At 70.3% G+C, this 25,600-nt stretch carries 21 protein-coding genes; 13 read left to right on the top strand and 8 right to left on the bottom strand.

What is annotated here, in order from left to right:
• Window positions 1–76: 76 nt before the first annotated feature.
• From ACFVXC_RS39970 to ACFVXC_RS39960, 3 genes are all read right to left on the bottom strand, one after another.
• Window positions 77–268 (bottom strand): CsbD family protein, encoded by a 192-nt coding sequence (locus ACFVXC_RS39970; protein ID WP_389916307.1) that lies wholly within the window; start codon window positions 266–268, stop codon window positions 77–79.
• 125 nt (window positions 269–393) lie between these two features.
• On the bottom strand, window positions 394–855 hold the full coding sequence (locus tag ACFVXC_RS39965) for a VOC family protein (protein ID WP_389916305.1): 462 nt from the start codon (window positions 853–855) through the stop codon (window positions 394–396).
• Window positions 852–1,457, bottom strand: a complete 606-nt coding sequence (locus tag ACFVXC_RS39960; protein WP_389916303.1) for a DinB family protein — start codon at window positions 1,455–1,457, stop codon at window positions 852–854. The genes ACFVXC_RS39965 and ACFVXC_RS39960 overlap by 4 nt, the downstream gene beginning before the upstream one ends.
• Before the next feature lie 62 nt (window positions 1,458–1,519).
• On the opposite strand from ACFVXC_RS39960, the gene ACFVXC_RS39955 reads away from it, so the two are divergent.
• Both ACFVXC_RS39955 and ACFVXC_RS39950 read left to right on the top strand, forming a co-directional pair.
• Entirely contained in the window at window positions 1,520–2,512 is a 993-nt protein-coding gene (locus tag ACFVXC_RS39955; protein ID WP_389916301.1) for a helix-turn-helix transcriptional regulator, read from the top strand.
• 169 nt (window positions 2,513–2,681) lie between these two features.
• On the top strand, window positions 2,682–3,755 hold the full coding sequence (locus ACFVXC_RS39950; RefSeq protein WP_389916299.1) for a S1 family peptidase: 1,074 nt from the start codon (window positions 2,682–2,684) through the stop codon (window positions 3,753–3,755).
• Between the two features lie 194 nt (window positions 3,756–3,949).
• Here the strand turns inward: ACFVXC_RS39950 and ACFVXC_RS39945 are convergent, their stop codons facing one another.
• A complete protein-coding gene (locus tag ACFVXC_RS39945) occupies window positions 3,950–5,470 on the bottom strand; it encodes a carotenoid oxygenase family protein (RefSeq protein ID WP_389916298.1) in 1,521 nt (506 codons plus the stop codon).
• 173 nt (window positions 5,471–5,643) lie between these two features.
• On the bottom strand, window positions 5,644–6,831 hold the full coding sequence (locus tag ACFVXC_RS39940; RefSeq protein WP_389916337.1) for an agmatine deiminase family protein: 1,188 nt from the start codon (window positions 6,829–6,831) through the stop codon (window positions 5,644–5,646).
• A gap of 188 nt (window positions 6,832–7,019) precedes the next feature.
• On the opposite strand from ACFVXC_RS39940, the gene ACFVXC_RS39935 reads away from it, so the two are divergent.
• The gene (locus ACFVXC_RS39935; RefSeq protein ID WP_389916296.1) at window positions 7,020–7,601 is read left to right on the top strand and encodes a TetR/AcrR family transcriptional regulator; all 582 of its coding nucleotides are present in this window, start codon (window positions 7,020–7,022) and stop codon (window positions 7,599–7,601) included.
• 84 nt (window positions 7,602–7,685) lie between these two features.
• Here the strand turns inward: ACFVXC_RS39935 and ACFVXC_RS39930 are convergent, their stop codons facing one another.
• Entirely contained in the window at window positions 7,686–8,249 is a 564-nt protein-coding gene (locus tag ACFVXC_RS39930) for a DinB family protein (protein WP_389916294.1), read from the bottom strand.
• Window positions 8,250–8,439: 190 nt separating this feature from the next.
• Between ACFVXC_RS39930 and ACFVXC_RS39925 the strand changes: the two genes are divergently transcribed.
• Window positions 8,440–9,717, top strand: coding sequence for an alginate lyase family protein (locus ACFVXC_RS39925; RefSeq protein ID WP_389916292.1), 1,278 nt, complete (start codon window positions 8,440–8,442; stop codon window positions 9,715–9,717).
• 129 nt (window positions 9,718–9,846) lie between these two features.
• Window positions 9,847–11,046, top strand: coding sequence for a serine hydrolase domain-containing protein (locus ACFVXC_RS39920; protein WP_389916290.1), 1,200 nt, complete (start codon window positions 9,847–9,849; stop codon window positions 11,044–11,046).
• 155 nt (window positions 11,047–11,201) lie between these two features.
• Here ACFVXC_RS39920 and ACFVXC_RS39915 read toward each other — a convergent pair whose 3' ends face one another.
• Window positions 11,202–11,384, bottom strand: a complete 183-nt coding sequence (locus tag ACFVXC_RS39915; protein WP_389916288.1) for a hypothetical protein — start codon at window positions 11,382–11,384, stop codon at window positions 11,202–11,204.
• Between the two features lie 257 nt (window positions 11,385–11,641).
• Between ACFVXC_RS39915 and ACFVXC_RS39910 the strand changes: the two genes are divergently transcribed.
• The 3 genes from ACFVXC_RS39910 (at window position 11,642) to ACFVXC_RS39900 (ending at window position 15,744) form a co-directional block, all read left to right on the top strand.
• A complete protein-coding gene (locus ACFVXC_RS39910) occupies window positions 11,642–13,147 on the top strand; it encodes a hypothetical protein (RefSeq protein WP_389916286.1) in 1,506 nt (501 codons plus the stop codon).
• 161 nt (window positions 13,148–13,308) lie between these two features.
• A complete protein-coding gene (locus tag ACFVXC_RS39905; RefSeq protein ID WP_389916284.1) occupies window positions 13,309–14,727 on the top strand; it encodes an NAD-dependent succinate-semialdehyde dehydrogenase in 1,419 nt (472 codons plus the stop codon).
• Window positions 14,728–14,916: 189 nt separating this feature from the next.
• Complete coding sequence (locus tag ACFVXC_RS39900; RefSeq protein WP_389916282.1) at window positions 14,917–15,744, top strand: aldo/keto reductase; 828 nt, start codon at window positions 14,917–14,919, stop codon at window positions 15,742–15,744.
• 30 nt (window positions 15,745–15,774) lie between these two features.
• On the opposite strand, the gene ACFVXC_RS39895 is transcribed toward ACFVXC_RS39900, so the two are convergent.
• Window positions 15,775–16,035, bottom strand: coding sequence for a hypothetical protein (locus tag ACFVXC_RS39895; RefSeq protein WP_389916280.1), 261 nt, complete (start codon window positions 16,033–16,035; stop codon window positions 15,775–15,777).
• A 464-nt stretch (window positions 16,036–16,499) separates the two neighbouring features.
• On the opposite strand from ACFVXC_RS39895, the gene ACFVXC_RS39890 reads away from it, so the two are divergent.
• From ACFVXC_RS39890 to ACFVXC_RS39870, 5 genes are read left to right on the top strand one after another with little or no spacing between them, the layout of a single operon-like run.
• Complete coding sequence (locus ACFVXC_RS39890) at window positions 16,500–18,134, top strand: ABC transporter substrate-binding protein (protein WP_389916278.1); 1,635 nt, start codon at window positions 16,500–16,502, stop codon at window positions 18,132–18,134.
• Between the two features lie 12 nt (window positions 18,135–18,146).
• Window positions 18,147–19,163 (top strand): ABC transporter permease, encoded by a 1,017-nt coding sequence (locus tag ACFVXC_RS39885; protein WP_389916276.1) that lies wholly within the window; start codon window positions 18,147–18,149, stop codon window positions 19,161–19,163.
• Entirely contained in the window at window positions 19,163–21,154 is a 1,992-nt protein-coding gene (locus tag ACFVXC_RS39880) for a dipeptide/oligopeptide/nickel ABC transporter permease/ATP-binding protein (RefSeq protein ID WP_389916274.1), read from the top strand. The genes ACFVXC_RS39885 and ACFVXC_RS39880 overlap by 1 nt, the downstream gene beginning before the upstream one ends.
• Complete coding sequence (locus tag ACFVXC_RS39875; protein WP_389916272.1) at window positions 21,151–22,158, top strand: ABC transporter ATP-binding protein; 1,008 nt, start codon at window positions 21,151–21,153, stop codon at window positions 22,156–22,158. Before ACFVXC_RS39880 ends, ACFVXC_RS39875 begins: the two co-directional genes overlap by 4 nt.
• A 50-nt stretch (window positions 22,159–22,208) precedes the next feature.
• Window positions 22,209–25,529: a serine hydrolase gene (locus tag ACFVXC_RS39870; RefSeq protein WP_389916271.1), complete on the top strand. Its 3,321-nt coding sequence runs from the start codon at window positions 22,209–22,211 to the stop codon at window positions 25,527–25,529.
• The last annotated feature ends 71 nt before the right edge of the window (window positions 25,530–25,600 follow it).

Raw genomic sequence — 25,600 nt, 5'->3', positions numbered from 1 at the left:
AGAACGACCGCAGCTCGCCCCTCAGGACGACCGAAGCCCCCGCACACGAATGTGCGGGAGCTTGCGGTGGAGTTCGTCAGCTGTCGCGGCGCTTGAGCTTCTCCTGCGCGTCCTGGGCGCGGTCGCGCATGTCGCCCATGGCCTTCTTGACCTCGCCCTTGGCCTGGTCGCCCTTGCCCTCGGCCTGCTTGTCACGGTCACCCATGACCTTGCCGCCCATTTCCTTGGCCTTGCCCTTCATCTTGTCCATGCCGCCCTTGTCAGCCATGACAACTCCTTTGTCGTTACAGCGCCCACCGGTCTCTCACCTGGTGTGGGCCTCTGCATTCAACGTAGGCCGCCGGTGCGGACCGCGCCCGTCCAGCCGTCACGCACGGTCACGGTGCAGCCAGGTCAGTCCAGGCAGAACTCGTTGCCCTCGGGGTCGGTCATCACGATGTAGCCGGCACTCATCGGGGGCGCGGGCTCGTCGCGGCGTACCCGCTTCGCTCCCAGCGCGACGAGCCGGTCGCACTCGGCCTCCAGGGCCGCCATCCGCTCCTCACCCTGCAACCCGGGAGCCGCGCGGACGTCGAGATGGACGCGGTTCTTGGCGACCTTGTCCTCCGGTACCTGTTGGAAGAGCACGCGCGGGCCGTGCCCGGCCGGGTCCTCCACGGCCGATCTCGCGTTGCGCTGGTCCTCCGGTACGCCGATGCGCGCGAGGAAGTCGTCCCACGCCGCAAGGGCGTCGGCGCCCTCCGGCAGCTCGACACCGGGCGGGCCGGGGATGACGTAGTGCAGCGCGTCGCGCCAGAAGGACGACAGCGCACGCGGGTCATGGGCGTCGAAGGTGATCTGGATGGTGCGGCTCATCGGCTTGCTCCGTTCCTGGCGGGGTCCGTGGGGTCCGCGGGATGCGTGTGCAGGTAGAGGTCGCGCAGCAAGCAGACCTCGGAAAGATGGTGGATCAGCTCTCGGTGGATGTGCAGCACCAGATCGGCCATGGTCGCCTCGGGGAAGGGCTCCTTCTCACCGAGCGGGACCCGGAGCCCGGCGTCGCCGAGGCCGCGTACCCCTGTCAGCCAGAGATCGAGCTGAGCGTCGAGCTGGTCGAGCGCGGTGGCCGCGCTGCCTGCGTACTCCCAGCTCTGGTACGAAGCCTCCGGAGCACCGAAGTGCGCGGCGTTGCGCGTGGCGAGCACACCGACGATGACGTGACCGAGCCGCCAGGCGATCGTGGTGAAGGGCGGTGGGACCGGCTGCGGGAAAGCGAAGTCGATGGCGAAATCCCCGGCGCCGGCCTGCACGGGCGCCGTCGAGCTGCCGCGCGGCCACACGCTCCAGGAGTCCGACACCGGTGACCAGAAGTACTCGTCGTCGGTGAGGCCGGCGAGCCGGTCTCGGAGCTGCTGGTTCCAATGGACCTCCCACTGCTCGCGCAACGTTCGGTTCCAGTCGAGTTCGTGTGTGTTCATGGAGCCACCGTGACACCCCTGGCGGACAGGATCGGTCCGCTATCTCTGGCAGGGTGTGCGACATGAACGGGGCACGCAATGACGAACGGGGTACGACGGAGCGAGTGCTCACCCTGCTCGGGCTGCTGCAGCAGCGCCAGCTCTGGACAGGACCCGAGCTCGCCGACCGGCTCGGGGTCACGCCCCGCACCGTACGGCGCGATGTAGAACGGCTGCGCACGCTCGGCTATCCGGTGCACGCGGGACAGGGCGTCGGCGGCGGGTACCGACTCGGTGCGGGGCAGGAGCTGCCGCCGCTGCTGCTCGACGATCAGGAGGCGATCGCCACCGCGGTCTCGCTGCTCGCCGGTGCGGGTGGCGCGGTCGCCGGTGCGGGCGACGCCGCTCTCCAAGCGCTGACCAAGCTCGACCAGGTGCTGCCCACCCGGCTGCGGCACGAGGTGCGCGCTCTCTCCGGCTCGGTGGAGTTCTTCGCCGGCGGCCGTACGCCCGTCGACCCCGAGGCGCTCATGACGCTGGCCAGAGCCTGCCGCGACGAGGTCGAGGCCGGATTCGACTACCCGTCAGGAGGCGAGGTGCGACGGCGGCGGGTCGAGCCCTACCGCCTTGTCGCCTCCGACCGGCGCTGGTACCTCTTCGCCTACGACCTCGATCGCGACGACTGGCGCACCTTCCGCGTCGACCGGATGACCGACACCTCCGCACGGACCTGGCGCTTTCGCCCGCGCGACGCGCCCGACGCGGCCGCGTACGTACAGGAGGGGGTGGCGAGCCGGGTCTACTCGCACCAGGCGCGCTTCCTCGTGCACGCGTCGGCCGACACGGTGCGCGCGCAGATCCCGGCGGCGGCGGCCGTGGTGCGACCGCGGGGGAGTGAGCGCTGCGAGGTGCTCAGCGGCGGCGAACGCCTCGACGCCGTGCTGCTGCACATGGTGCTGCTGGGGCACGACTTCGAGGTGCTCGACCCTCCGGAGCTGGGGGAGCGCTGTCGCGAACTGGCACGGCGACTGCTGTCGGCCGGAGCGACGAACGCGCCGCCACCGTCGCGCAGTTGAACGCAGCCCCAGCCGTGCGGTTGAACACAACTCCCGTCTCACCCGTATCTAGAGCCGGACATGCCCCCGGCTTCGGTCGGCGGTCGAATTCGGCATCCGCACAGGAGGCGACGAGTTGAGGCACAAGCGAATACCCAGGCGAAAGGCCGTTCTCGCAGGGGCTGCGGCGATGGGCATGGTCGCTACGGCCGTCCTGCTGCAGCAGGCCAACGCCTCGCAATCCGGGCCCGAGGCCGCCTCAGGGCCCGCCGCCAAGAGGATCAGCGCGGCATCGGCGACGAAGCTGGTCGAGCCGTTGGCCTCGCAGCTCGGCGATGCCTACGGCGGCGCGTTCTACGACGAGGGCAAGGAGCAGCTCGTCGTCAACGTCGTGGGTGACGACAACGCGGTGAACGCCCAGGTGCAAAGAGCTGGAGCGGTGGCGCGCAGCGTCGACAACAGCAGTGGTGAACTCGGCTCCGCCGCACGGACGTTGGCGAGCAGGGCCACCATGGCAGGAACCGCGTGGGCCACGGACCCCAGGACCAATCAGGTCGTGGTCACGGCCGACCGCACGGTCACCGGTGAACGTCTGGACAAGCTTGAGGCGACCGTCGAGTCGCTCGGCCCGGGAATGGCCCGCATCCAGAAGTCCGCGGGAGAGTTCAAGCCCTTCGCGGCAGGGGGCGACGCCATCTTCGGAGGCGGCGCGCGCTGCTCGCTCGGCTTCAACGTGACGACCGGGGACGGGAGTCCAGGATTCCTCACCGCGGGCCACTGCGGGGTGGCCGCCGAGAGCTGGTCGGATGCCCAGGGCGGCGCGCCCGTCGGTACCGTCCAGGACGCGACGTTCCCGGGGGACGGCGACTTCGCGCTGGTCACGTACGACGACCCGGCCGCCGACGCTCCGAGCGCGGTCGACACGGGTGGCGGCCGGACCGTGGAGATCGCGCGGGCCGCCGAAGCGTCGGTCGGGCTCCAGGTGTCCCGCATGGGCAGCACCACCGGGCTCCAGGATGGTGTGGTCACCGGACTAGACGCCACGGTGAACTACGCGGAAGGGACCGTCACCGGGCTCATCCAGACCGATGTCTGTGCCGAACCGGGAGACAGCGGAGGCTCACTGTTCACCGGCGACGGGAGCGCGATCGGCCTCACTTCGGGCGGCAGCGGCGACTGCACCGCGGGCGGTGAGACGTTCTTCCAGCCCGTGACCACCGCGCTCGCGGCGGTCGGCGCCGAGATCGGAGCGGGCGGCAACTGAGGTTCGCGTCGGCCTCGTCCGTCCGGCGGCGGCCGAGGCCGGCGCGGCACGTCGACCGCCGTAATCCACGACGTGCGCGGGCCCAAAGACCCTGCCCGTCAGGCAGGCCACGACAGTGTGCCCGTCCAGGAACACCTTGAAGGACGTGTGTCCAGAACGTCTGGACCGGAGCCGGAGCTGATTCCGATCCCTCGCTACACGTCCCCCACCCAGCTTCCGTGGAAGCCGAGCGGTACCCGTCCCGGCAGGTGGACGCGGGCCAGCGGGTGGCCGGTGAAGTCCTGTGCCGCGAGGATCACCAGGTCGGTCGCGCCGCGGTCGGGGTCGTGCACGTAGGAGAGGATGTAGCCGTCGTCCTCGTCCCGCGCGCCCCGGCGCGGCACGAACACCGGCTCGCTCGCCGCCGCGCCCTTCGGGAAGCGGACCACTTGCTTGCTGTCGCGTGACATGTCGTGCTTGACGAGGCAGTTGGTGAACTTGTCGTCCGGCGGAACCCCGTCGACCGTCTCGTACGCGCGCCACATCTCGGCCGCGCTCGCCGCGTACCCGAAGCGGTGCCGACGGGAGATCAGGGATTCGTTGACGCGGGGGAACTCCTGCGGCAGATCGTCGATGCGGGTGCCGCGGACCCGGCCGGCGCGCAGGTCGATCGTCCAGCGGTCGAGTGTCGGAGCGCCGTCCGTGGAGGGGCCGCCGTTGCCCCGGCCTGCCACGTAGAAGGGGGCGGGCATGCTGGTGTACTCCATCACCACCGTGTCGCCCTGGTCGTAGGCGTTGAGCGTGTGCGAGTAGAAGACCGGGTCGATCTCGAACCAGCGTGTGACGCCGCCGGCCCGCGGCATGATCCCCACGCGCATCGGGTGGTGCTCGTTCCAGGTGTACGGCACCCGCGCACCGGCCTCGGCAGCCGCCGCGTCGAACGCGATCGGGACGTCAACGATCACCACGTACTTCTGCGTGAGGGCGAAGTCGTGCATCATCGGCGCGTCCGTCACCGGGATCTTGTTGGACCGGGCAACGCGCCCGGTGCCGTCGATCATGATGTGCCGCACGTGGTCCCAGGTCGCGTAGTACGTCACCGCGTGCAACTCGTCCGCTGCGGCGTCGTACTTGGTGTGCGCGGTGAACGCACCCCGCAGCGTGGAGCGGAAGTCGTACGGGCGCACCGTGTCGAGTTCGCCGTCCAGCTCGTACGGCAGCGGCCCGCTCTCCTGGAGCGCCAGGATCCGCCCCTTGTACGGAATCACGTGCGTGTTGCACGCGAAGTCGTCCGGCGGCGCCTGTCCGGGATATGTCTCGCCCAGCTTCTTCGCCACCTGCGACGAACGCACCCAGCGGTTGCGGTACCACTCGGCGCGTCCACCGCGCAGCCGTACCCCGTGCACCATGCCGTCACCCAGCATCCAGTGGTGTGCCCGCGGGTCCTCAAGGCCCAGCGCGTTCGGTCCCGTGCGCAGGAAACGGCCGTCGAGGTCGCGCGGCACGCGGCCGGTCACCTTCAGGTCGAACGCGGTCAGTTCCTCGGTGACCGGTGCGAAAGCGCCCTCCAGGAACGGGAGCGACTTCGCACCGCCGCCCGCCGCCGTCTGCGTTGCCGTTCGGGTCGCTGCCCGCGCTGCCGGAGCGTCCTGGCCGAGCCCGTAGGTCCCGACCACGCTGCCCGCCGCCGTGAGCGCCGCACCTTGGAGAATCCTCCGTCGCGTATGACTGGTCATCCTGTCTCTCCCCGTTCGCCTTCGGTGTCCGGCGGTGGACCGCCGGACTGTTCGCCGGTGACGGGGACAAGCCTGCGCTGATGGAAGCCGCGGGTCAGGAGGTCTGGGGCCCGGTCCTGGGGTGGTGCTGATGCCACCCCCGATGACGCCGGTGTTCGCGCGCGGGGCCGGGTTCAGCCGACCGGCTTGCCGGGCTCGTCGTGCGTGGAGCAGTGGATGCCGCCGCCACCGGAGGCGATGGTGTCGATCCGGACCGGCACGACGTCGCGCTCGGGAAAGTGCTCACGCAGGATGCTCCGGGCGCGCTTGTCGGCCTTCCGGTCCCCGAACCTGGGCATGAACACGGAGTCGTTGGCGACGTAGAAATTGGCGTACGTCGATACGAAGTCGTCGCCCTCGCCGGTGATCCTGTCCAGGTCCGGCTGCGGCAGATCGACGATCTCGAAGGACCGGCCCCTGGCATCGGTCGCCTTGCTGAGCACCGCCTTCGCCTGGTCGGCCGCGCGCGACCAGGAGTCGGCGGGCATACCGGCGAAGGCCTGGTCCAGGAGCACCACACCGGGCGCGGTGAAGCGAACCAGGCTGTCCACGTGCGCGTCGGTGATGTCCTGACCGCGTACGCCCGCCAGCCAGATCACCTTCTTGATGCCCAGGGTCCGCTTGAGCTCGGCCTCGATCTGGTCGCGGCTCCTACCGCGGTTGCGGTTGTCGTTGACGATCGAGCTCTCGGTGATGAGGAGCGTGCCCTCGCCGTCGGTCTCGAAGGACCCGCCCTCGGCGATCAGGGGCGCCTTCCTGCGGGGGATGCCGTACTTCGCGAGGAGAGTGCGGCCCACCCGGGCGTCGTGCGTGTGCTCCTGCTTGTCGCCCCACCCGTTGAAGTTGAAGTCGACACCGACGACGCCGCCGTCCTGCTCCACGAACACCGGCACGGTGTCGCGGGCCCAGAGGTCGTCGACGGCCAGCGGGATGACCTCGACGTCGCGCCCACAGGCCTTCTGAGCGGCGGCCTGCTGGTCGGGTCTCGCCATCATCACGACGTACTCGTACTCCGCGATGGCGCGAGCGACGCGGGCGATGTCCTCGCGTACGTAGGGGAGATCCTCCCCCCACACCGACTGGAGAGCGGGCCACGACATGAAGGTGCGCGCGTGGCTCTCCCACTCGGCACCCATGCGCAGTCCCTCGGCCACCGTGTCCCGGTCGCCCGCCGTGTTCGCGGCCCGCGCCTGCTCGTCGCCGGTTCCGCACGCCGAGGCGCCGAGGACCGCGGTGCCGATTCCGGCGAGCGCGCGGAGGGCCGAGCGGCGGCAGGGGCGTATCGGGAAGACGGAGGAGGGGGACACGGTGACTCCGATCATCGTGATGAGGATCAAGCTACCCATCGGCATGGCGGGACGCTCGACGAGCGCGGCGCGGACGGGGCCGCTCGATACCTCGACTCTGACATGGACTGAAAATTCAGTCAAAGAAAAACCCCTTCCCGTGCCGATCCCCGCGGCCCGCCCGAGATCACCGGGAGGGGGCCGGCCCGATAGGGTGCGGATTCATGGCGCCTCGCACTACTCGGATCCTCGAAGCGGCCGCACGGCTCATCGCCCGTCGCGGCGTCCGTGGCCTGCGCGTCGAAGAGCTCGCCGCCGAGGCGGGCGTCTCGACCGGGCTGATCTACTACCACTTCAAGGACCGCACCGGGATCCTGCGTCAGACGCTCGAGTTCATCAACGACCGAGCCGAGCGCTACACCGCCGGCCGGACGTCGGACGCCGGGCCGCTCGCCCCGCGCGAGGAGTTGGCGGAGATCCTCCTCCTGGAGCTTCAGGACACCCCGATGGTCAGGGAGAACAGCTCCGCCTGGGGTGAGCTCCGGGCGAGTGCCGTCTTCGACGAGGTGCTGCGGGACGACCTCGCCAGGGCAACCCTGGTATGGGTGCAGGAGGTGGCGGCCCTCCTCGGCCAGGTGCAGCCGACGGCCCCGCCGCCCGCCCTGGCCGCGTCGGGCGAGCGGCTCACCGCGCTGCTCGAAGGGCTCAGCATGCGCTGGCTCAGCGGCGGCCTGCGCATCGAGCACGCACGTGACGTGCTGCGCGGCGCCATCGACGCCGAGCTGGCACTGCTGCGGGGAATGTAGGGCCTACCGAAGGCGCGCCCTGCGTTCCCCGCACTGAAAAATCAGTCAAGGAAATGCCCCTGACCCGCTCCGGCGGATCAGGAGTCAGGCCATGCTCGTGGCGCCGTCCAAGGACTCACGGATGATGTCGGCGTGGCCGGAGTGCTGAGCGGTCTCGGTCGTGATGTGCATCAGTACACGGCGAACCGACCACCGCGCACCGGCCTCGAACCACGGGGCCTTCGGCAGAGGCCACGTGGCATCCAAGTCGGGCAGCGTGGCCACGAGTTCGTCGGTCCGGCGGGCCGCTTCGGCGTAATCGGCCAACACGCCCGCCAGCGTCTCACCGGGCAGCATCCTGAATTCGTCGGTCCGGCGGACCCGGTCGGCCTCGGTCATGGCCGTGAAGTCGGTCATCGTCGACGGTCCGCCCAGGATGAAGCCCACCCACATCCGCTCGACCCCGGTGACGTGCTTGATCAGGCCGCCGAGACACAGCGTGCTGGCGGTGGTGCGCAGTCCGGCCTGCTCGTCGGTGAGATCACGGGTGGTGAAGCGCAGGAAGTGCCGGTGCTTGCCGAGCGTCTCCAGCCACTCGGCACGCTCACCGGTGACGGTCGGGCCCTTCGCCGGGCCGTCGGGGGTGATGGTCGATTCGTTCGCAGCCATGGTCTCCGCCTTCAAGTGTTCGTGTTCCGCCGGTCAGGGATCACGCTAGGACTCGTATAGGACAGGAAGTGACCTATACGTACCCGTTGCCTGCGTAGCCCATCGGCTCTACGCTCACCCCGGTCCATATAGTGAATGATGTTCACATCCATGACCAAGCTATGGCTGTGACTTGTGACTGGAGTGTGTGATGCGCGCAAGATCCCGAGTGCGGTTCGGCGCCTCGCTCGCCGCGGCGGCGGTTCTCGCCTCCGTCCTGATGCCGACCACCACCGCCACCGCCACCGCCCGCCGAAGTGCCCCGCGCACCGCCGTGCTGGATGGCAGGCGACTCCTGGAGACCAAGCTCCGCCTGGACCGCGGCGACCCGCGACTCAAGCGCTCCGTAAGGGGTTTGACGAAGCGTGCCGACGCCTGGATCGACCAGGGACCCTGGACGGTCGTCGACAAGCCGAAGCCCGCGCCCGGCGGTGACGTGCACGACTATCTGAGCCAGGCGCCCTACTGGTGGCCCACGCGGATACCGACCGCCGACAATCCGTGGGGTTGCCCATATGAACAGCGCGACGGGCAGCGCAACCCCGAAGTCGACACGGGGACCGACCGCCAGGACGTGGAGAAGGTCTTCGACTCGGCGTACGACCTCACGCTCGCCTGGTACTACACGGGTAAGAAGCGCTACGCCGAGAAGGCCGCATCCGTCCTGCGCACCTGGTTCCTCGACCCGGCGACCAAGATGAACCCGAACCTGGACCACGCGCAGTTCATCCCCTGCAAGTACGAGGGCCGTGCCATCGGCGTCATCGACTTCTCGCAGTCCTACACGAGTGTCGTGGACGCGATCGCGATCCTCGGTACGGGCGCACCCGGGTGGTCGAAGAACGACCGCTCCGCGATGGAAAAGTGGAACAAGGAGTTCCTGGGCTGGCTCGTCGACAGTGACTTCGGCAAGCAGGAGAGCGCCGCGCAGAACAATCACGGCACGTTCTACGACATGCAGGTCGCCGCCCTCGCCTACGCCACGGGTGACACCGCCCTCGCCCGCCGCACCGTCCTGGACGCTCGTGCCCGCCGTATCGACCCGCAGATCGCGGGCGACGGAAGCCAGCCGCAGGAGCTCGCACGGACGCGGAGTTGGCACTACTCGACCTTCGATCTGGTCGCCTACACCCGGCTCGCCGCGATCGGGCGGCGCGTGGGCGTGGACCTGTGGTCCCACCAGGGGCCCGACGGGCAGAGCCTGTTCAAGGCCGTCGACTACCTCTTGCCCGCGGCCACGGGGGCGGCGAAGTGGCCGCACCCCGAGCTGGAGTTCCACCGGTTCGCGGCGAGCGACGTCGTGCACGCGGCGGCCGATGCCGGGGACCCGGCCGCGCGCAAGGCGGTCCCGGAGCTGGAGACACCGCCCGGCGGGGATCTGTGGGCGCTGCGCCCCGCGGCCGAGCAGTTGGACTCGATCGCGGGCTGAGCCAGGGGGGCGGGGGTTAGCCCTACCTGGACCTGGGCGGTTAGCAGGATCGTCCCGGGATGCCGCGTTCGGAAAAGCTGGGCCAGGCAGATGCCGCTGGGTTCCCGACGATTCCGCAGGAGTTGGCTAGTGCGTGAGCAGGTTTGGCAGAGGTTCAGTTCTCCCGGGCGGCGGGACGGCCGACGCGCGGTCGTGTCGGCCGCGGCTGCGACGGCCGGGGTGGTCGCCGCCGTCATGACGGTGGCTGCCTTGTCCCCGGCAGCGGCAGCGGCATCGGCATCGGCGTCCGCCTCCGCCTCCGCCGGGCGGGACACCGTCCAGGAGGGCCTCGACGCACTGGTGCGCTCCGACGGAGTGCCCGCCGCGCTCGCGAGGGTCAAGGGCCCTGAAGGTCACGCCCGTACCTACACGGCGGGGGTCGCGGACCTGGCCACCGGCTCGAAGGTGCCCAGGAACGGTCAGGTGCGGATCGGCAGCAACACCAAGACGTTCACCGCGGTGCTCGTGCTGCAACTGGTCGGCGAAGGGAAGATCGGCCTCGACGCGACGGTCGACACCTATCTGCCTGGCCTCGTGCGCGGGGAGAAGATCGACGGGCGTCGCATCACCGTCCGTGAGCTCCTGCAGCACACCAGCGGACTCCCCGACTACGTCAAATACCTCGGCGAGGACGTCCGGCACTACGAACCCCGCGAACTCCTCGACATCGCTCTCCAGCACAAGGGCGACTTCGCGCCCGGGGAGAAGTGGGCGTACAGCAACACGAACTATGTGCTGGCCGGTCTGATCGTCGAGAAGGTCACCCACCGTCCGCTCGCCAAGGAGCTGGAGCGGCGCATCATCAAGCCCACAGGGCTGCGCCACACCTACTTCCCCGCACCTGGTGACGTGACCATCCGGGAGCCCCATCCCAAGGGCTACTACCAGGATTCGGCCGGTGCGCCTCTGCGTGACGGAACGGAACTGGACCCGTCCTGGGGCTGGGCGGCAGGGCAGATGATCTCCACGAACTCCGACCTCAACCGGTTCTTCACCGCACTCCTGGCGGGCAGGCTCCTCCCGGCGGCCCAGCTCGCCGAGATGCGCACGACTGTCCCCGCCGGAGCGCCCTTCGCTTCCGGCGCCCGCTACGGACTGGGGCTCGTGAGTACACCGCTGTCGTGCGGTGGCGTCTACTGGGGTCACGGCGGCAGCACCACGGGATACGAGACCCGGGGCGGCGTCACCGCCGACGGCCGTGCCGCGAACGTCGCGGTGACCGTCCAGCCGAGCGACGCGGCAACCATGAAGCGTGTGGAACGGGTCGTGGACAAGGCCCTGTGCCGCTGAACCCGTACGAGAAAGTGGCGAGCACTCCCTCGGGCTTCCGGCCACGGCATGCACCGCAGCCGTGGCCGGAAGCCGGAGGGGCGGTGCCGTGTTTCCTGCGGCGCGCCTGGTGAGGAGCCGAGCCGCCGACGCGGCAGAGGGGTGGCAGGGCGGCGTCAGCCGAACCGGCTGTACAGGCCCGCGGCGACCAGGAAGAGCACGACCACGACGGTCAGGATCAGCGTGCCGGTTCCCTGGGAGCGTGCCTGGTCGGCGCGCTTCTCCTCGATGAAGGCCTTCGCGTCGGCTTCCGTACGCGTGCGGACCCACTGGCCGTTCTGTCCCAAGTTGGGGGACAACGTGCACCTCCCGTGTCAACTCCTGTGCGCCTGACCACCTTTCACACGGGTAAACCTCTCCGGCGACGATCGCCCCTCAGGAGTGGCGCGCACCCTGGAGGCGACCTCCGTGGGCGCCGCCATGCTGTGTCGCGCCAGCGTGCGCTCCTGAACGCATCGGGGTAATTTGTCCACGTTTGTAATGATGTACGACTTCTGGCCTGCGCCCTGTAGGCCAGCAGAGGAGCCCTACAGGTGCGTAAGGGGAAAGCCGGGCGATGGCCAAGACCTTGAACGTCCCGCTCGTCGCAATGGAGCGCGGCGGCCCGACAACGGCCCCGCGCGTTCCGCGACGTGTCGGAAGCCAGATCTGGCCGGCCGTCGTGGCAGGGGTCTTCACATTGACCCAACTGGCCCTGGTACGGCCCGGAATGGGGCTCGGCTGGGACGAGGCGGTGTACGTCAGTCAGGTCAGCGGCCACGCTCCGGCGGCGTTCTTCAGCGCACCCCGTTCCCGCGGGATCTCCCTGCTGGTCGCGCCGGTCGCCTCATGGTCGTCGTCCACCTCACTCCTGCGGGTCTACCTCGCGGTGCTTTCGGGCCTCGGCCTCTTCCTGGCGCTGCGCGTCTGGCGCGGTCTCTTCCCCGTACGGGTGGTCGCCCTGGCGGGTGCCCTCTTCGCGACGCTCTGGGTGACCGTCTTCTACGGCCCGGAGGTCATGCCCAACTACTGGGTCGCGATCGGCGCCCTGGCGGGTGTCGGATGCTTCCTGCGCGCCCAGGCGGACCACCGTGACAGGGCCGCGCTGTGGGGCATGGGCGCCAGTGCGGCGCTGATGGCGTGGATGCGGCCCATCGACGCCGTCTGGGTGAGCCTCCCGCTGCTCGCCTCGCTGGTCTGTGTACGCCGATGGCGCCGGGCGCGGTCGCTCGCGGCGCTGCTCGCGGGGCTGGGGGCGGGGGCGGTCGGGTGGATCGGTGAGGCGTACGTCAGTTTCGGCGGTCTGGGTGCCCGCCTTGCCGATGCCTCGCGGATCCAGGGTGGCCTCGGCTGGAACATCGCCGTCCTCGATCAGCTGCGCAGCCTGCGCGGCCAGACCCTGTGCCGCCCGTGCACCTCCTCGGTTCCGGCCCCGGAACTGATCGCGTGGTGGTTCGCCCTGCCCCTGCTCGCCGCACTCGGTCTCGTTGTCGCGGTCAGGGCCCGGCGCACCGCGGGCACGCTGCTGCCGCTGGCCTGTGCCACGACGGCGGGCATCCCGTACCTGTTCATGATCGGATACGCGGCGCCGCGCTTCCTGCTGCCGTTCTACGCGCTGCTCGCCATCCCGGTCGCCGATGCCCTCGTCCACCTGGTCGCCGCCTCGCGCCAAGCGTGGAGGCCGGTGGTCGTGACGCTGGTGGCACTCGCCGCCGCCGGGCATCTGGCGGTGCAGTACGCGATCCTCGAGGACGTCGTGGACCGCTCCACCGCCGCCCGCGAGGACTGGGCCCGCACGGCAGCCGAGCTGCATCGCCTCGGCGTGCGGCCGCCGTGCGTGCTGACCGGGTACGAGGCGCTCCCGATCGCCTTCTACGCCGGGTGCTCCTCCGCCCAGACGCAGGGACACAACGCCAGCACCACCCGTGCGGACCTGCTGCGGACCGCGCGGCGGACGCCGACGGCCACGCTCGCCACGGCGGAGGACGGGCCGCCGGGGTACGCGCGCGGCTGGCCGGCCCATCGGTTCGGTGACCTGCGCATCCATGTGGGTCCCGCGGCAGCGGCAGGAATCCGGGGGTGACCTTTAGATGACCTCTCCCCTGGGCACCCGGTTTCTGTGGGGAACGGGTGCACCGTTTTGCGACATATGAGCGGTTTACGCATCGTGATGTCGGGTACCCCGGGATGGGGCCGGAACGAGACGTTCCGCCCTGCGCCCTCAATCGTCGCTCTGGAGAGTTCATGTCAGATCAGCGCAAGAGTTCGTTTGCGACCGTGAGCCCCTACACGGGGGAGACCCTCAAGGAGTTCCCGGCCATCGAGGGCGAAGAGGTCGATGCCAGGATCGAAACCGCGGACCGCGCCTTCGGCGCATGGCGCAAGCGGCCGATCGCCGAACGCGCGGCCGTCGTCGCACGCGCGGCAGGACTGATGAAGCAGCGCAAGGAAGAGCTTGCTCAGATCATCACCCTGGAGATGGGAAAGCTCATCTCCGAAGCGCGCGGAGAGGTGGACCTCGCCGCGTCGATTCTGAAGTACTACGCCCAGCACGGGCCGGACTTCGCCGCCGCCGAGCCGCTGGAATTCCAGGGGGAGGGCGAGGCCTACCTCGTGAACGAGCCCCTCGGTGTGCTGCTCGGTGTCATGCCGTGGAACTTCCCGCTCTACCAGGTGGTCCGTTTCGCGGGCCCCAACCTCGTGCTCGGCAATACGGTGCTGGTCAAGCACGCCGGTATCTGCCCGCAGTCCGCACTCGCCCTGGAGTCGCTCTTCCGTGACGCCGAGGCCCCCGAGGGCGTCTATACGAATCTGTTCGTGAGCCACGACGAGATCTCACGCATCATCGACAGCCCGGTGGTCCGCGGGGCCTCCCTGACCGGCAGCGAGGGTGCGGGCGCCAAGGTCGCCGAACGCGCCGGGCGGAACATGAAACCGAGCCTCCTGGAGCTAGGCGGCAGCGACGTCTTCATCGTCCTCGACGGTGCGGGTCTCGAACGCACCATCGGCGCCGCGGTGGCGGGCCGGATGGCGAACACCGGCCAGAGCTGCGTGGCCTCGAAGCGCTTCATCGTCCTTGAGGACGTCTACGACGACTTCGTCGACGGGATGCGCCGCAAGTTCGAGGAGCTGCGCCCCGGTGACCCCGCGGACGAGGCGACCACCTTGGGTCCGCTCTCCTCCGAGCAGGCGGCATCGGACCTGGCCGACCAGCTCCGCGAGACGGTGGACCAAGGTGCTGAACTGGTCACGGGCGGCCACCGGATCGACCGCCCGGGTGCCTTCGTCGAACCGACCATCATCACCGGCGTCAAGCCGGGGATGCGGGCCTACGCCGAGGAGCTCTTCGGTCCCGCCGCGGTCATCTACCGGGTCGCCGACGAGGACGAGGCCATCGCCCTCGCCAACGACAGCCAGTACGGCCTCGGCGGATCCGTGTTCTGCGCCGACGTGGAGCGGGGACGCCGGGTGGCGGAGCGCGTGGAGACCGGCATGGTCTGGGTGAACCACCCGACCTCGACCCAGCCCGACCTGCCGTTCGGCGGCATCAAGCGCTCCGGCTACGGGCGTGAGCTCTCGAAGCTCGGCATGCAGGAGTTCGTGAACCGCAAGCTCGTCCGCGTGCTGCCGCCCGACGCGGAGCTGCACGGAATCGCAGGCTGAACCATCCGACCGTGTCCCGCGCACCCATGGCGGGACAGAAGCTGCCCATACGTGTGTTTTGCGGCCGAGGTGAACGGAGAGCAGTCCCCGACGCACCGCCCTCCAGACCCACCGCCCTCCACCCGCGAAACCAGCGATACCCCGCGGAATCAGCAATCCCCCGCGAAACCAGCGACACAAGGAGTCATCGTGACCGCAGTACCTTCCATCACCCTCAACAACGCAGTGGAGATCCCCCAGCTCGGCTTCGGCACCTTCCAGATCGAGCCGGAGGAGACCCGGGAGACCACGCTGGCCGCGCTGGAGGTCGGCTACCGGCACATCGACACGGCTCAGATGTACGGCAACGAGAAGGAGGTCGGCCAGGCGGTCCGCGACTCCGGTCTCGACCGCGCCGACGTCTTCGTGACCAGCAAGCTCGACAACGGCGCCCATGCGCACGACGATGCCCTCAAGGCGTTCGACCGCACCATGGAGGAGCTGGGACTCGACTATCTGGACCTCTTCCTCATCCACTGGCCGCTGCCCGGCAGGGGTGACTTCGTGGAGACCTGGAAGGCCCTTGAGGAGATCTACCGCTCCGGCCGCGCCAAGGCCATCGGAGTCTCCAACTTCCAGCCCAACCACCTGCGCCGCCTGATGCAGAACAGCGACGTGGTGCCCGCCGTCAACCAGATCGAGGTGCACCCCTACCTCACCCAGGACGACGTCAGGGCCTTCGGCGCCGAGCACGACATCGCCACAGAGGCCTGGTCGCCCATCGCACAGGGCAAGGTGCTCGACGACCCCACCATCAACCGCATCGCGCAGCGCGAGGGCAAGTCGGCCGCCCAGGTGACCCTGCGCTGGCACATCCAGCGCGGGGACATCGTCTTCCCCAAGTCGGTGACCCAGAGGCGCATCGAGCAGAACTTCGACATCTTCGACTTCGAGCTCAGCGAGGGCGACATCGGCGAGATCTCCGCACTGAACCGCGACGAGCGGACCGGCTTCGACCCGGACACCTTCAACGGCTGAGGGCTCTGAGCCTCATTCCAGAGGCACAGGTCAGCTCACCCCAACAGGACTGGTGCCCGACTCGATCACGGTGAGGACGGCCACCACCCGATGGAGGCGCCTGCGCGCCCGGGCGGCATCGGCCGAGGACACCACCACCTCGGCGGTGGCCCGGGCGGGGGCGCGGACCGCATAGGTCAGCTCCCGCACCGGCACCGGGCGCAGGGCGGAGACGATCCGGCCGAGCGCCTCGCGGCTGTCGTGGAGCGTCACCGTCAGCGTGGTGAGGGCGTGGGACTCATCAGGAGTCATCGCGGGTGTTCCTTGTCTTTGCGCGTTGCACGGATGGCGAAAGCAAAAAGACCCCTCGCGGAATGCGAGAGGTCTGCGTGCGGGCGGTGAGCCGCCTGGGAGGGGTTGCCTCCAGGTCACCTCGGTGCCGGCACGCCGCAGCTGATAATGAGCCGGCGCAGCATGGCGCGGATGCTTCCACGGATCGGTCGCACCGGCAACGCCATCTCATGCCGCGGACACCGGGCCCCATGGCCTGACAGCGCGCCATGAAGCCGCATGCGCGTACCGCTTCACCGATATCCGCGCCGATACCCACCCAGCAGCCCCCAGCAGCCCCCAATAGCTCCCAGTAGCTCGGGCCCCGACTGTCGGCGCCGATAGATCAGGCCGCTCCGCCTTGTCGTAGGCGACGAAGTGTTGTCCGTGTCCCCGCCCTACCTTTCGGACATCACCGGTTCGATGCCTCGGAGGTGGGGATCCGCATGTCCATGTGGGATGAGCTCAACCGTCCGCCCGTAACGCCCGCGGTACGTGTCCTGCCGCTGGTGGCGGTCGCCGCGCTCCTGGTCAGTGGCTGCGGAGGCGGATCCGGCTCGGGCGCCGCGGGGAAAGGCGAGTTGGCGGACGGCAAGACGTTCACCACGGCCTACGCCTCCGACCCCGGCGCCCTCGACCCGGCGAAGACGGTGATGTCGATCGCCATCGGCGTCAACCGCTACCTGTACGACCCGTTGATCCACCTCGACGCCAAGGGTGAGCCCGAAGCCGGCCTGGCACGGAAGTGGCAAGCGACGACGAAGACGGCGACCTTCACGCTGCGCCCCGACGTCAAGTGCTCCGACGGCTCGACGCTGACCGCGAGCGACGTGGCCGCGAACATCGACTACATCGGTGACCCGAAGAACAAGTCGCCACTGGCCGGTGTGCAGATCCAGCCCGGCACCACGGCGAAGGCCGACGACAAGAAGCGCACCGTCACCCTCACCAGCGGCGCCCCCGACGCGTTCCTGCTGCGCAACGCCGGTTCCGTGCCGATCGCCTGCGGCAAGGGTCTGCAGGACCGCACGGCACTGGCCAAGGGAGGCAAGGGCAGCGGCACCGGCATGTTCACCATGACCGAGGCCGTCACGGGCGACCACTACACCCTCACCCGGCGCAAGGACTACACCTGGGGCCCGGGTTCGTCCGGGCAGGGGGCCAAAGGGCTGCCCGACACCGTGAAGATCAGGGTGATCCCCAACGAGAGCACGGCCGCGAACCTGCTCCTTTCCGGCGAGCTCAACGCCGCGCCGATGTCCGGCCCCGAGCAGAAGCGCCTTGCCGCGCAGAAGCTGTTCCACGCCGACGTGCAAGCGCCGTTGGGCGAGCTGTACTTCAACCAGAGCGGGGCCCGCCCCGGAGCCGACGAGAAGGTGCGCCGGGCACTGGTCCAGGCACTGAACCTGCCCGATGTGGGCAAAGTGATCACCAACGGCACCGGAAAACCGTCCCAGGGCATGGTCACCGACGAGCCGCGAGCCTGTACCGGTGACTCGGTCACCGGCAATCTCCCGCGGCACGACCTCGCCGCGGCCAAGTCGGCCCTGAGCGCGGCAGGTTGGGAACCGGGCGCCGGTGGAATCCGTACCAAGAACGGCAAGAAGCTCACCATGAGCCTGATGTACGGCACCCAGAACGGGCCCACCATGGCCGCGGGCGCCGAGCTGATCCAGAAGGAGTGGAAGAGCCTCGGGGCCGAGGTCAAGATGAAGCCGGCGGACAGCCCCGGACTGAACAGCACGCTCTTCGGCTCCGGCAACTGGGACGTCTCCATGGGCCCGATCTCCCTCGGGGTGCCCACCCAGCTCGTCCCGTTCATGTCCGGGCCCACGCCGCCCAAGGGTGTGAACTTCGCCGGAATCGACAACCCCGAGTACCAGGACCTCGTACAGAAGGCTTCGGCCAAGGTCGGGGCCGCCGGCTGCCCGCAGTGGCAGCAGGCCGAGAAGGCGCTGATCAAGCACCTCAACGCGGTGCCGTACTACAACTCCCTCACCCCGGTCTTCGGCAAGGCAGCGCGCTTCAAGGTCAACCAGGGCGCGATCGTCCCGTCCTCGATCCGTATGTACGCGAACTAGGGGGACGGTTCGATGACGACCGCGACAACCGCGACGGCGGGCGCCGATGCGCCGCCGGCGTCGGCTGCCCCCGACCGGCGGAGCAACCGCTGGCTGCTGTTCGGCCGGCGCCGCTCGGCCCGCCTTGTGGTGTCGCTGTGGGTGCTCGTCACAGCGGCGTTCCTGATGATCCACCTCATCCCCGGTGACCCGGTGCGCGCCGCTCTGGGCATGACCGCTTCGCCGGACCTGGTGGCGGCGAAGCGCGCGGAACTGGGTCTCGACGACCCGCTGTGGCAGCAGTACCTCCACTTCCTGGGAGGCCTCTTCACCGGCGATCTGGGCAGTTCCACCATCAGCGGCCAGCCCGTGACGCAGACGATCGGCGACCGACTGCCCGCGACCGTGCAACTGGCCGCACTCGCATTCGTACTTGCCCTCGCGGTGGCCGTCCCGCTGGGCACGGCGATGGCCGCCGTGACCCGGGGCGGGCGCCGCCGCGGCGCCGAACTTGCCTTCACCTCCGTCAGCGTGCTGCTCGCCGCGGTACCGGAGTTCCTGCTCGCGGTCGTGCTGGCCTACGTGTTCGCGGTGCGCCTCGACTGGTTCCCCGTCGCGGGCCGCGAGGGACCGAGCTCGTACGTGCTGCCGGTCCTCGCCCTGTCCATCGGCCCCGCCTCGGTGCTCGCCCGGATCGGCCGGGTGGAGATGCTGTCGGTCCTTGGCCACGACTATGTGCGCACCGCGCGCGCCAAGCGGCTGCCGCCGCGCCGCGTATATGTGCGCCACGCGCTGCCCAACGCCCTGACCGCCACGCTCACCCTCGGCGGTCTGCTGCTCTCGGCGCTCGTCGCGGGGACGGTCCTGGTGGAGAACGTGTTCGCCTGGCCCGGCCTCGGCTCGACGATCGTGCAGTCCATCGTGCAGAAGGACTATCCGGTCGTGCAGGGCATCGTGCTCGTCTACGGGGCCGGAGTCCTTGTGGTGAACCTGCTCGTCGATGTGGCGCTCGCCCTGCTCGACCCGCGCTCCGCGATCGGGGAGGCCTGATGTCCGCGGCACGCTCCCGATGGTCGTCGGTCGCCCGCACCCCCGTCGGCGCATGCGCCGGTCTTCTGCTGCTCGCGGTGGTCGTCCTGGCGGTGCTCGCCCCGCTCCTGTGGGGGGACAGGGCGTCCGTGGTGGACACGGCCGCGATCCAGCAAGGGCCCTCCGACGCGCATCTGCTGGGCACGGACAACCTGGGCCGCGACATCTTCTACCGCGTCCTTGTCGCCACCCGGCTCTCGCTGCTGCTCGCGGTGACCGCCACCCTGTTGGGCGTGGCCCTGGGACTGGTTCTGGGGGCGCTGCCCTCCGTGCTGCCGCGCGGGGCGGGGCGGTTCGTGACCTCCGTGGTGAACATCGCCGTGGCCTTCCCCGGTCTGCTGCTCGCTCTCTTCTTCGCGGTCATCTTCGGGGTGGGCGCCACCGGCGCGGTCCTCGCGATCGGTCTGGCGATGGCCCCCGCCTTCGCCCGGCTCACCCAGACGTTGAGCGCGTCGGTCGCGGGCCGGGACTTCGTGGCCGCTGCCCGGACCGTCGGCGTGGGCAGGATGCGGCTCCTGGTGCGCCATATCCTGCCCAATATCGCCGAGCCCCTTGCCGTCAACGCCACCATCGGCGCGGGCGCCTCGCTCCTCGCCTTCTCCGGGCTCTCGTTCCTTGGACTTGGCGTACAGGCACCGGAGTACGACTGGGGCCGGCTCCTCGGCGAGGGCCTCGGACGGATCAACCTCACCCCGGCGCCCGCGCTCGCACCGTGCGTGGCGGTCGTCGTCACCGGCCTTGCGTTCAACCTCTTCGGCGAGGCGGCGGCAGCCGCCCTCGGCGTACGTACGCTCTCCCGGCAGGCCGTCGGCGCCCGTCCGCTCCCACCACCCGCCCAGGACACCGCAGCGGGCACGGCCGCGCACCGGCCGGACACCGACGAGCGGCCGGTGCTCGCGGTGGAGAACCTTCAGGTCGCCTTCCCGGGGCCTGCGGGGTGGACCACCCCGGTGCGAGGTGTCAGCTTCGCCGTGCACCCGGGCGAGGCCGTCGGCGTGGTGGGCGAGTCCGGGTCGGGCAAGAGCCTGACCGCGATGGCCGTGTCCCGGCTCGTCGAGCACCCGGCCCAGGTCACCGCCCGGCGACTCGAGTTCACCGGCACGCCACTGCTCGACAGCGACGAGCGTGAGCTGCGCCGTCTGCTCGGTACCTCCCTCGCGATGGTCTTCCAGGACCCGATGTCCTCGTTCAATCCGGTCACGAGCATGGGGCGGCAGCTCGCCGAGGTCGCCGAACACCATCAACACCTCTCCCGGAGCGCCGCGTTCGCACGGGCCGTGGACCGGCTGCGCGCCGTGCGCGTGCCGGCGCCCGAGCGACGCGCGCGCCAGTATCCGCACGAGTTCTCCGGCGGTATGCGACAGCGCGCGATGATCGGCATGGGTCTTATGGGCGACCCCAGGCTGATCATCGCGGACGAGCCGACCACCGCCCTCGACGTCACCGTGCAGCGGCAGGTGCTGCGCCTGCTCACCGAGGTCCGGGACGAGCGGGCCACCGCCATCCTGCTCATCAGCCATGACATCACGGTCATCGCCCGCACCTGCGACCGAGTGCTCGTCATGTACGCGGGCCGCATCGTCGAAGACCTGCCCGCGGCCGACCTGTTCACCGCGGCCCGGCACCCCTACACCCGGGCGCTCCTCGCCGCCGTACCGGACCTCGACACCGACCGGGACCGCCCCCTGGCCGTGATTCCAGGCCGCCCGCCGGAGCCGGACCGGATACCGCGAGGGTGCGCGTTCGCCCCGCGCTGCCCCTCCGCGGACGACCACTGCCGCCGCGAGGACCCCGAGCCGGTCACGCACACGGTCGGGCACCGGATCGCCTGCTGGCACCCCAGCCAGGACGCGACCGAACTGGTCGGAATCGAAGCCGGAATCGAAGCCGGAGCCGAAGCCGGAGCCGGAGCCGGAGCCGAAGAGACCACGACAGGAGGAGGGACGGCATGAGCGAGCTCGTCTTCGACGGGGTGAGCGTGCGCTACGGCACCCGCCGCCACGCCCTGACCGCGGTGGACGGCGCGCACCTGACCGTGCCGTCCGGCCAAGTGGTCGGCCTGGTGGGGGAGTCGGGCTCGGGAAAGTCGACGCTGGCCCGCGCGGCGGTCGGCCTCGCCCCGCTCACCACAGGCCGCGTCCTCCTCGACGGAACCGATGTACGCCGGCTGCGCGGCCGGCGCCGACCGCTGCAGATGATCTTCCAGGACCCGTACTCCTCCCTCGACCCGCGGATGAGTATCGGCGACTCCGTCGCCGAGGCCCTGCCACGTGGACGAGGGCGCGGCTCGGCGGCTCGGCGGGCCGCGGTGACCCGCCTGTTGGAGCAGGTCAACCTCGATCCGGACCGGGCCTCGATGCTGCCCGGACAGCTCTCCGGCGGCCAGCGGCAGCGCGTGGCGGTCGCCCGTGCGCTTGCGGGACAGCCGCAGGTCGTCATCGCGGATGAGATCACCTCGGCCCTCGACGTATCCGTCCAGGGCGCCGTGCTCAACCTGGTCCGCGACGTGCAGCGGCAGATGAACCTGACCATGCTGTTCATCTCGCACAACCTGGCCGTGGTGCGCTACCTCAGTGACCATGTCGCCGTGATGTATCTCGGCAGGATCGTCGAGGCCGGGCCCACCGAGCAGGTCCTCGCCGACCCGCGCCACCCGTACACCCGCGACCTGCTCGCCGCCGTACCGAGCCGGACATCGGCGTCGGGGCCCGGCGCGGAACCCGTCGACGACGCCCTCGCGGCCACCGAGCCCGCCGACCCGCACCACCCGCCACCCGGCTGCCACTACCACCCCCGCTGCCCCGCGGGCCCCCGGCTCCACGCCGGGCGGGACCTGTGCCGTACCGAGGATCCGGCCAAGGACGCCGCCGCACGGCCCCACCAGGCCGCCTGCCACTTCGCGACGACCGCCGACCCGGCCCTCACGAGACGGCCGCATACGGAAGGCGCCGCGTGACACTCGTACACCACCCCCCATTCACCCCGTCATCGAGGAGACAGCACACCGTGACGCGACGTCTGGCCATCGACGACCTCTACGCCATCGCACTGCCGGAGCAGCCGGCGCTGTCACCGGACGGCACGCGCGTCGTCTACGTGTTGCGCACCGCCGACCGCGAACACGACCGCGAGGAACGCGGGTTGTGGACGGTGCCGACCGGAGGCGGAGCCGCGCGACGGCTCACCCGGGGCCCCGCGGACACCGCGCCCGCGTGGTCCCCCGACGGCCGGTGGATCGCGTACCTGCGCGGCGGCGACAGCCCGTCGCAGCTGTGGCTGCTGCCCGCGGACGGTGGCGAGCCCGAGCCGGTCACGAACCTTCCGGCGGGTGCGGGGGCGCCGGTGTGGAGCCCGGACGGCACGGCGATCGCCTTCCCGGCGCCGGTCGACAGCACTCCGGCCTCCGGGGCGACAGCGGCCCCTGTCGTGGCAGACCGGCTCGACTACAAGACCGACGGACATGGCCTCTTCGGCACGGTCCGCAGCCATCTGCACGTCCTGGATCTCGAAAGCCGTGAGGTCCGGCAGGTCACCCACGGCGACTGGCACGCGGGAAGCCCGGCCTGGTCGCCGGACGGCCGCAGTCTCGCCTTCTGTGCGGCACGCGGCGCCGACGCCGACCTGACGCTCCGCTCCGCGGCGTACGTCGTGGACTGCGTGGTCTCTGGAGCCGAGCCGCGGTTGACCGGCTCCGGCGAGGGCGTCGCGCACGCCGTCAACTGGACCGCCGACGGCGACGCGCTCCTTGTCGTGGGCCGGATGGACACCGCACTCGGCCACGCGAGCGTGCTGCGCGTCCCGGCGCACGGCGGCGAACCGGTCGACCTCACCGCCGGACTCGACCGCAACGTGATGCCCGGCGGCCCCGGCTACCCGGGCGCGCTGCCCCGACCGGCCGCAGACGGCCGCCTCGTGCTGTTCTGCCTGCGCGAGCGCGGCTGCACCCATCTGTACGCGATGAACGCCGACGGCAGCGAACCCCGCCCGCTCGTGGGCGGCGCGGGCCGCGTCGTCTCGGGCATGTCCACCGTCGGTGACACCGCCGCCTTCGTCGTGGCGACTTCCACCTCGTACGGAGAGATATCGACCGTCGAGATATCGACCGGCCGCGAGCAGGTGCTCACCCGGCACGGGGCGGGCCTGGGGGAGATGGAGTTCTTCGAGCCGCGGGAGCGGGAGTTCACCATCTCCGACGGCACCACGGTGCACGGGTGGCTGCTGCGCGACCCGGCCGCCACCGGCCCCGCGCCGCTGCTGCTCGACATCCACGGCGGCCCGCACAACGCCTGGAACGGCGCGGCCGACCCCTTCCACCTGTACCACCAGGTCCTTGCGGCACGCGGCTGGTCGGTGCTCCTGCTCAACCCCCGTGGCAGCGACGGCTATGGCGAGGAGTTCTTCACCGCGGTACGCGGCGCGTGGGGCAGGGCGGACGCCCCGGACTTCCTCGAACCGCTGGACACCCTGGTCGCCGAACGGATCGCCGACCCGGAGCGCCTTGCCGTGGCCGGCTACAGCTACGGCGGCTTCATGACCTGCTACCTGACCAGTCGTGACAACCGCTTCGCCGCCGCCGTCGCCGGCGGCGTGGTCAGCGATCTGACCAGCATGTGCGGTACCAGCGACGAGGCGTTCCCACTTGCCGCGGCCGAGCTGGGCGGCACGCCGTGGCAGCACCGCGAGCTGTACGCCGAACTCTCCCCGTATTCACGGGTGGAGCATGTCCGCACCCCGACGCTGGTGCTGCACGGCGCGGCCGACGAGCGCTGCCCGGTCGGGCAGGCCGAGCAGTGGTTCACCGCTCTGCGGGTGCGGGGCGTGCCCACCCGCCTCGTGCTCTACCCGGGCGGCGCGCACTTGTTCCTGCTCGAGGGGCCGCCCTCGCACCGGGCCGACCTCGCCCGTCGCGTCGTCGACTGGGTGGAGCGCCATGCCGGTGGGGCCGGGCGTCCCGCCCGTGCCCCGCTGGACGTCGCGTACTGGGAACGCAGGCTCGGCGAGCTGGCGGCCCGGCACCGGGTGCCGGGCGCGGTCCTTGGCATCGCTCGCGGCGACGACATGGCCGTGGCCGCCTTCGGCGTGCTCAACAAGGACACCGGTGTGAGCGCCACCGAGGACTCGCTCTTCCAGATCGGCTCCATCACCAAAGTGTGGACCGCCACCATGATCATGCAGCTGGTCGACGAGGGGAAGCTCGACCTCGACACGCTCGTGTCCGATGTCCTCCCGGAGCTTCGCCTTTCCGACCCGCGGACGGCGAAGCAGGTGACCGTACGGCATCTGCTCACGCACACCAGCGGCATCGACGGCGACATCTTCACCGACACCGGCCGCGGAGACGACTGCGTCGAGCGCTTCGTGGACCAGTTGGGCACGGCGGCGCAGATCCACCCGCTGGGTGCGACGTTCTCGTACTGCAACTCGGGCTTCGTACTCGCGGGGCGGGTCATCGAGAAGCTCACCGGCATGAGCTGGGACAACGCCCTCAAGGAGCGGCTGTGCGCCCCCCTGGGCCTCGCGCACACCGTCACGCTGCCGGAGGAGGCGCTGCGCTTCCGCACCGCGATGGGACACGCCTCCCAGGGTGATGAGGACCCACGGCCGGCCCCTGTATGGGGTGTGCCCCGCTCGGCAGGACCGGCCGGCCTCATCACCGCGACGGCCGCCGACGTCCTCGCCTTCGCCCGTATGCACCTCGCCGGTGGCCGCACCGCCGACGACACCCGACTCCTGTCAGGGCAGGCGGCGTCCGCGATGACCGAGAAGCAGGTCGACCTGCCGGACGCGCACACGCTCGGGGACTCCTGGGGGCTTGGCTGGATCCGCTTCGGCTGGGGCGGCCACCAGCTCGTCGGACACGACGGAAACACCATCGGTCAGTCGGCGTTCCTGCGTCTGCTGCCCGAGCAGGATCTCGCCGTCACCCTCCTCACCAACGGGGGGAGCAGCCACGACCTGTACCTGGAACTGTTCCGCGAGATCTTCGCCGACCTCGCCGGGGTCACCATGCCCGAGCCGCTGGGGCCCCCGGCCGAGCCGGTGGCGGTGGAAGCCGATCGCCATCTGGGCCGGTACGAAAGGGCAGGCGCGCGCATCGAGATCTTTCAGGGCGCCGACGGGCCACGGATGCGTCAGACGGTGACGGGGCCGCTCGCCGACATGGTGCCCGAGACGGTGCAGGAGGGCGACCTGGTGCCCGTGTCGGACGACCTCTTCGTCGTACGGCTGCCCGGCAGCCCGTCTTGGATCCCCGTGACGTTCTACGCGCTCCCGACCGGTGAGCCGTATGTGCACTTCGGCGTCCGCGCGACCCCGAAGGTGTCCTGACGTGAAGCAACCACACGGCACGCAGATGCCTCACGACCCCACCCGCGTCGCTCAGTTCGAGGACACACTGC

The sequence above is a fragment of the Streptomyces sp. NPDC058257 genome (assembly GCF_042881845.1).
Lineage (GTDB): Bacteria > Actinomycetota > Actinomycetes > Streptomycetales > Streptomycetaceae > Streptomyces.
The sequence above is the reverse complement of the archived record's forward strand: the minus strand, read 5'-3'. Positions and strand labels throughout refer to the sequence as shown.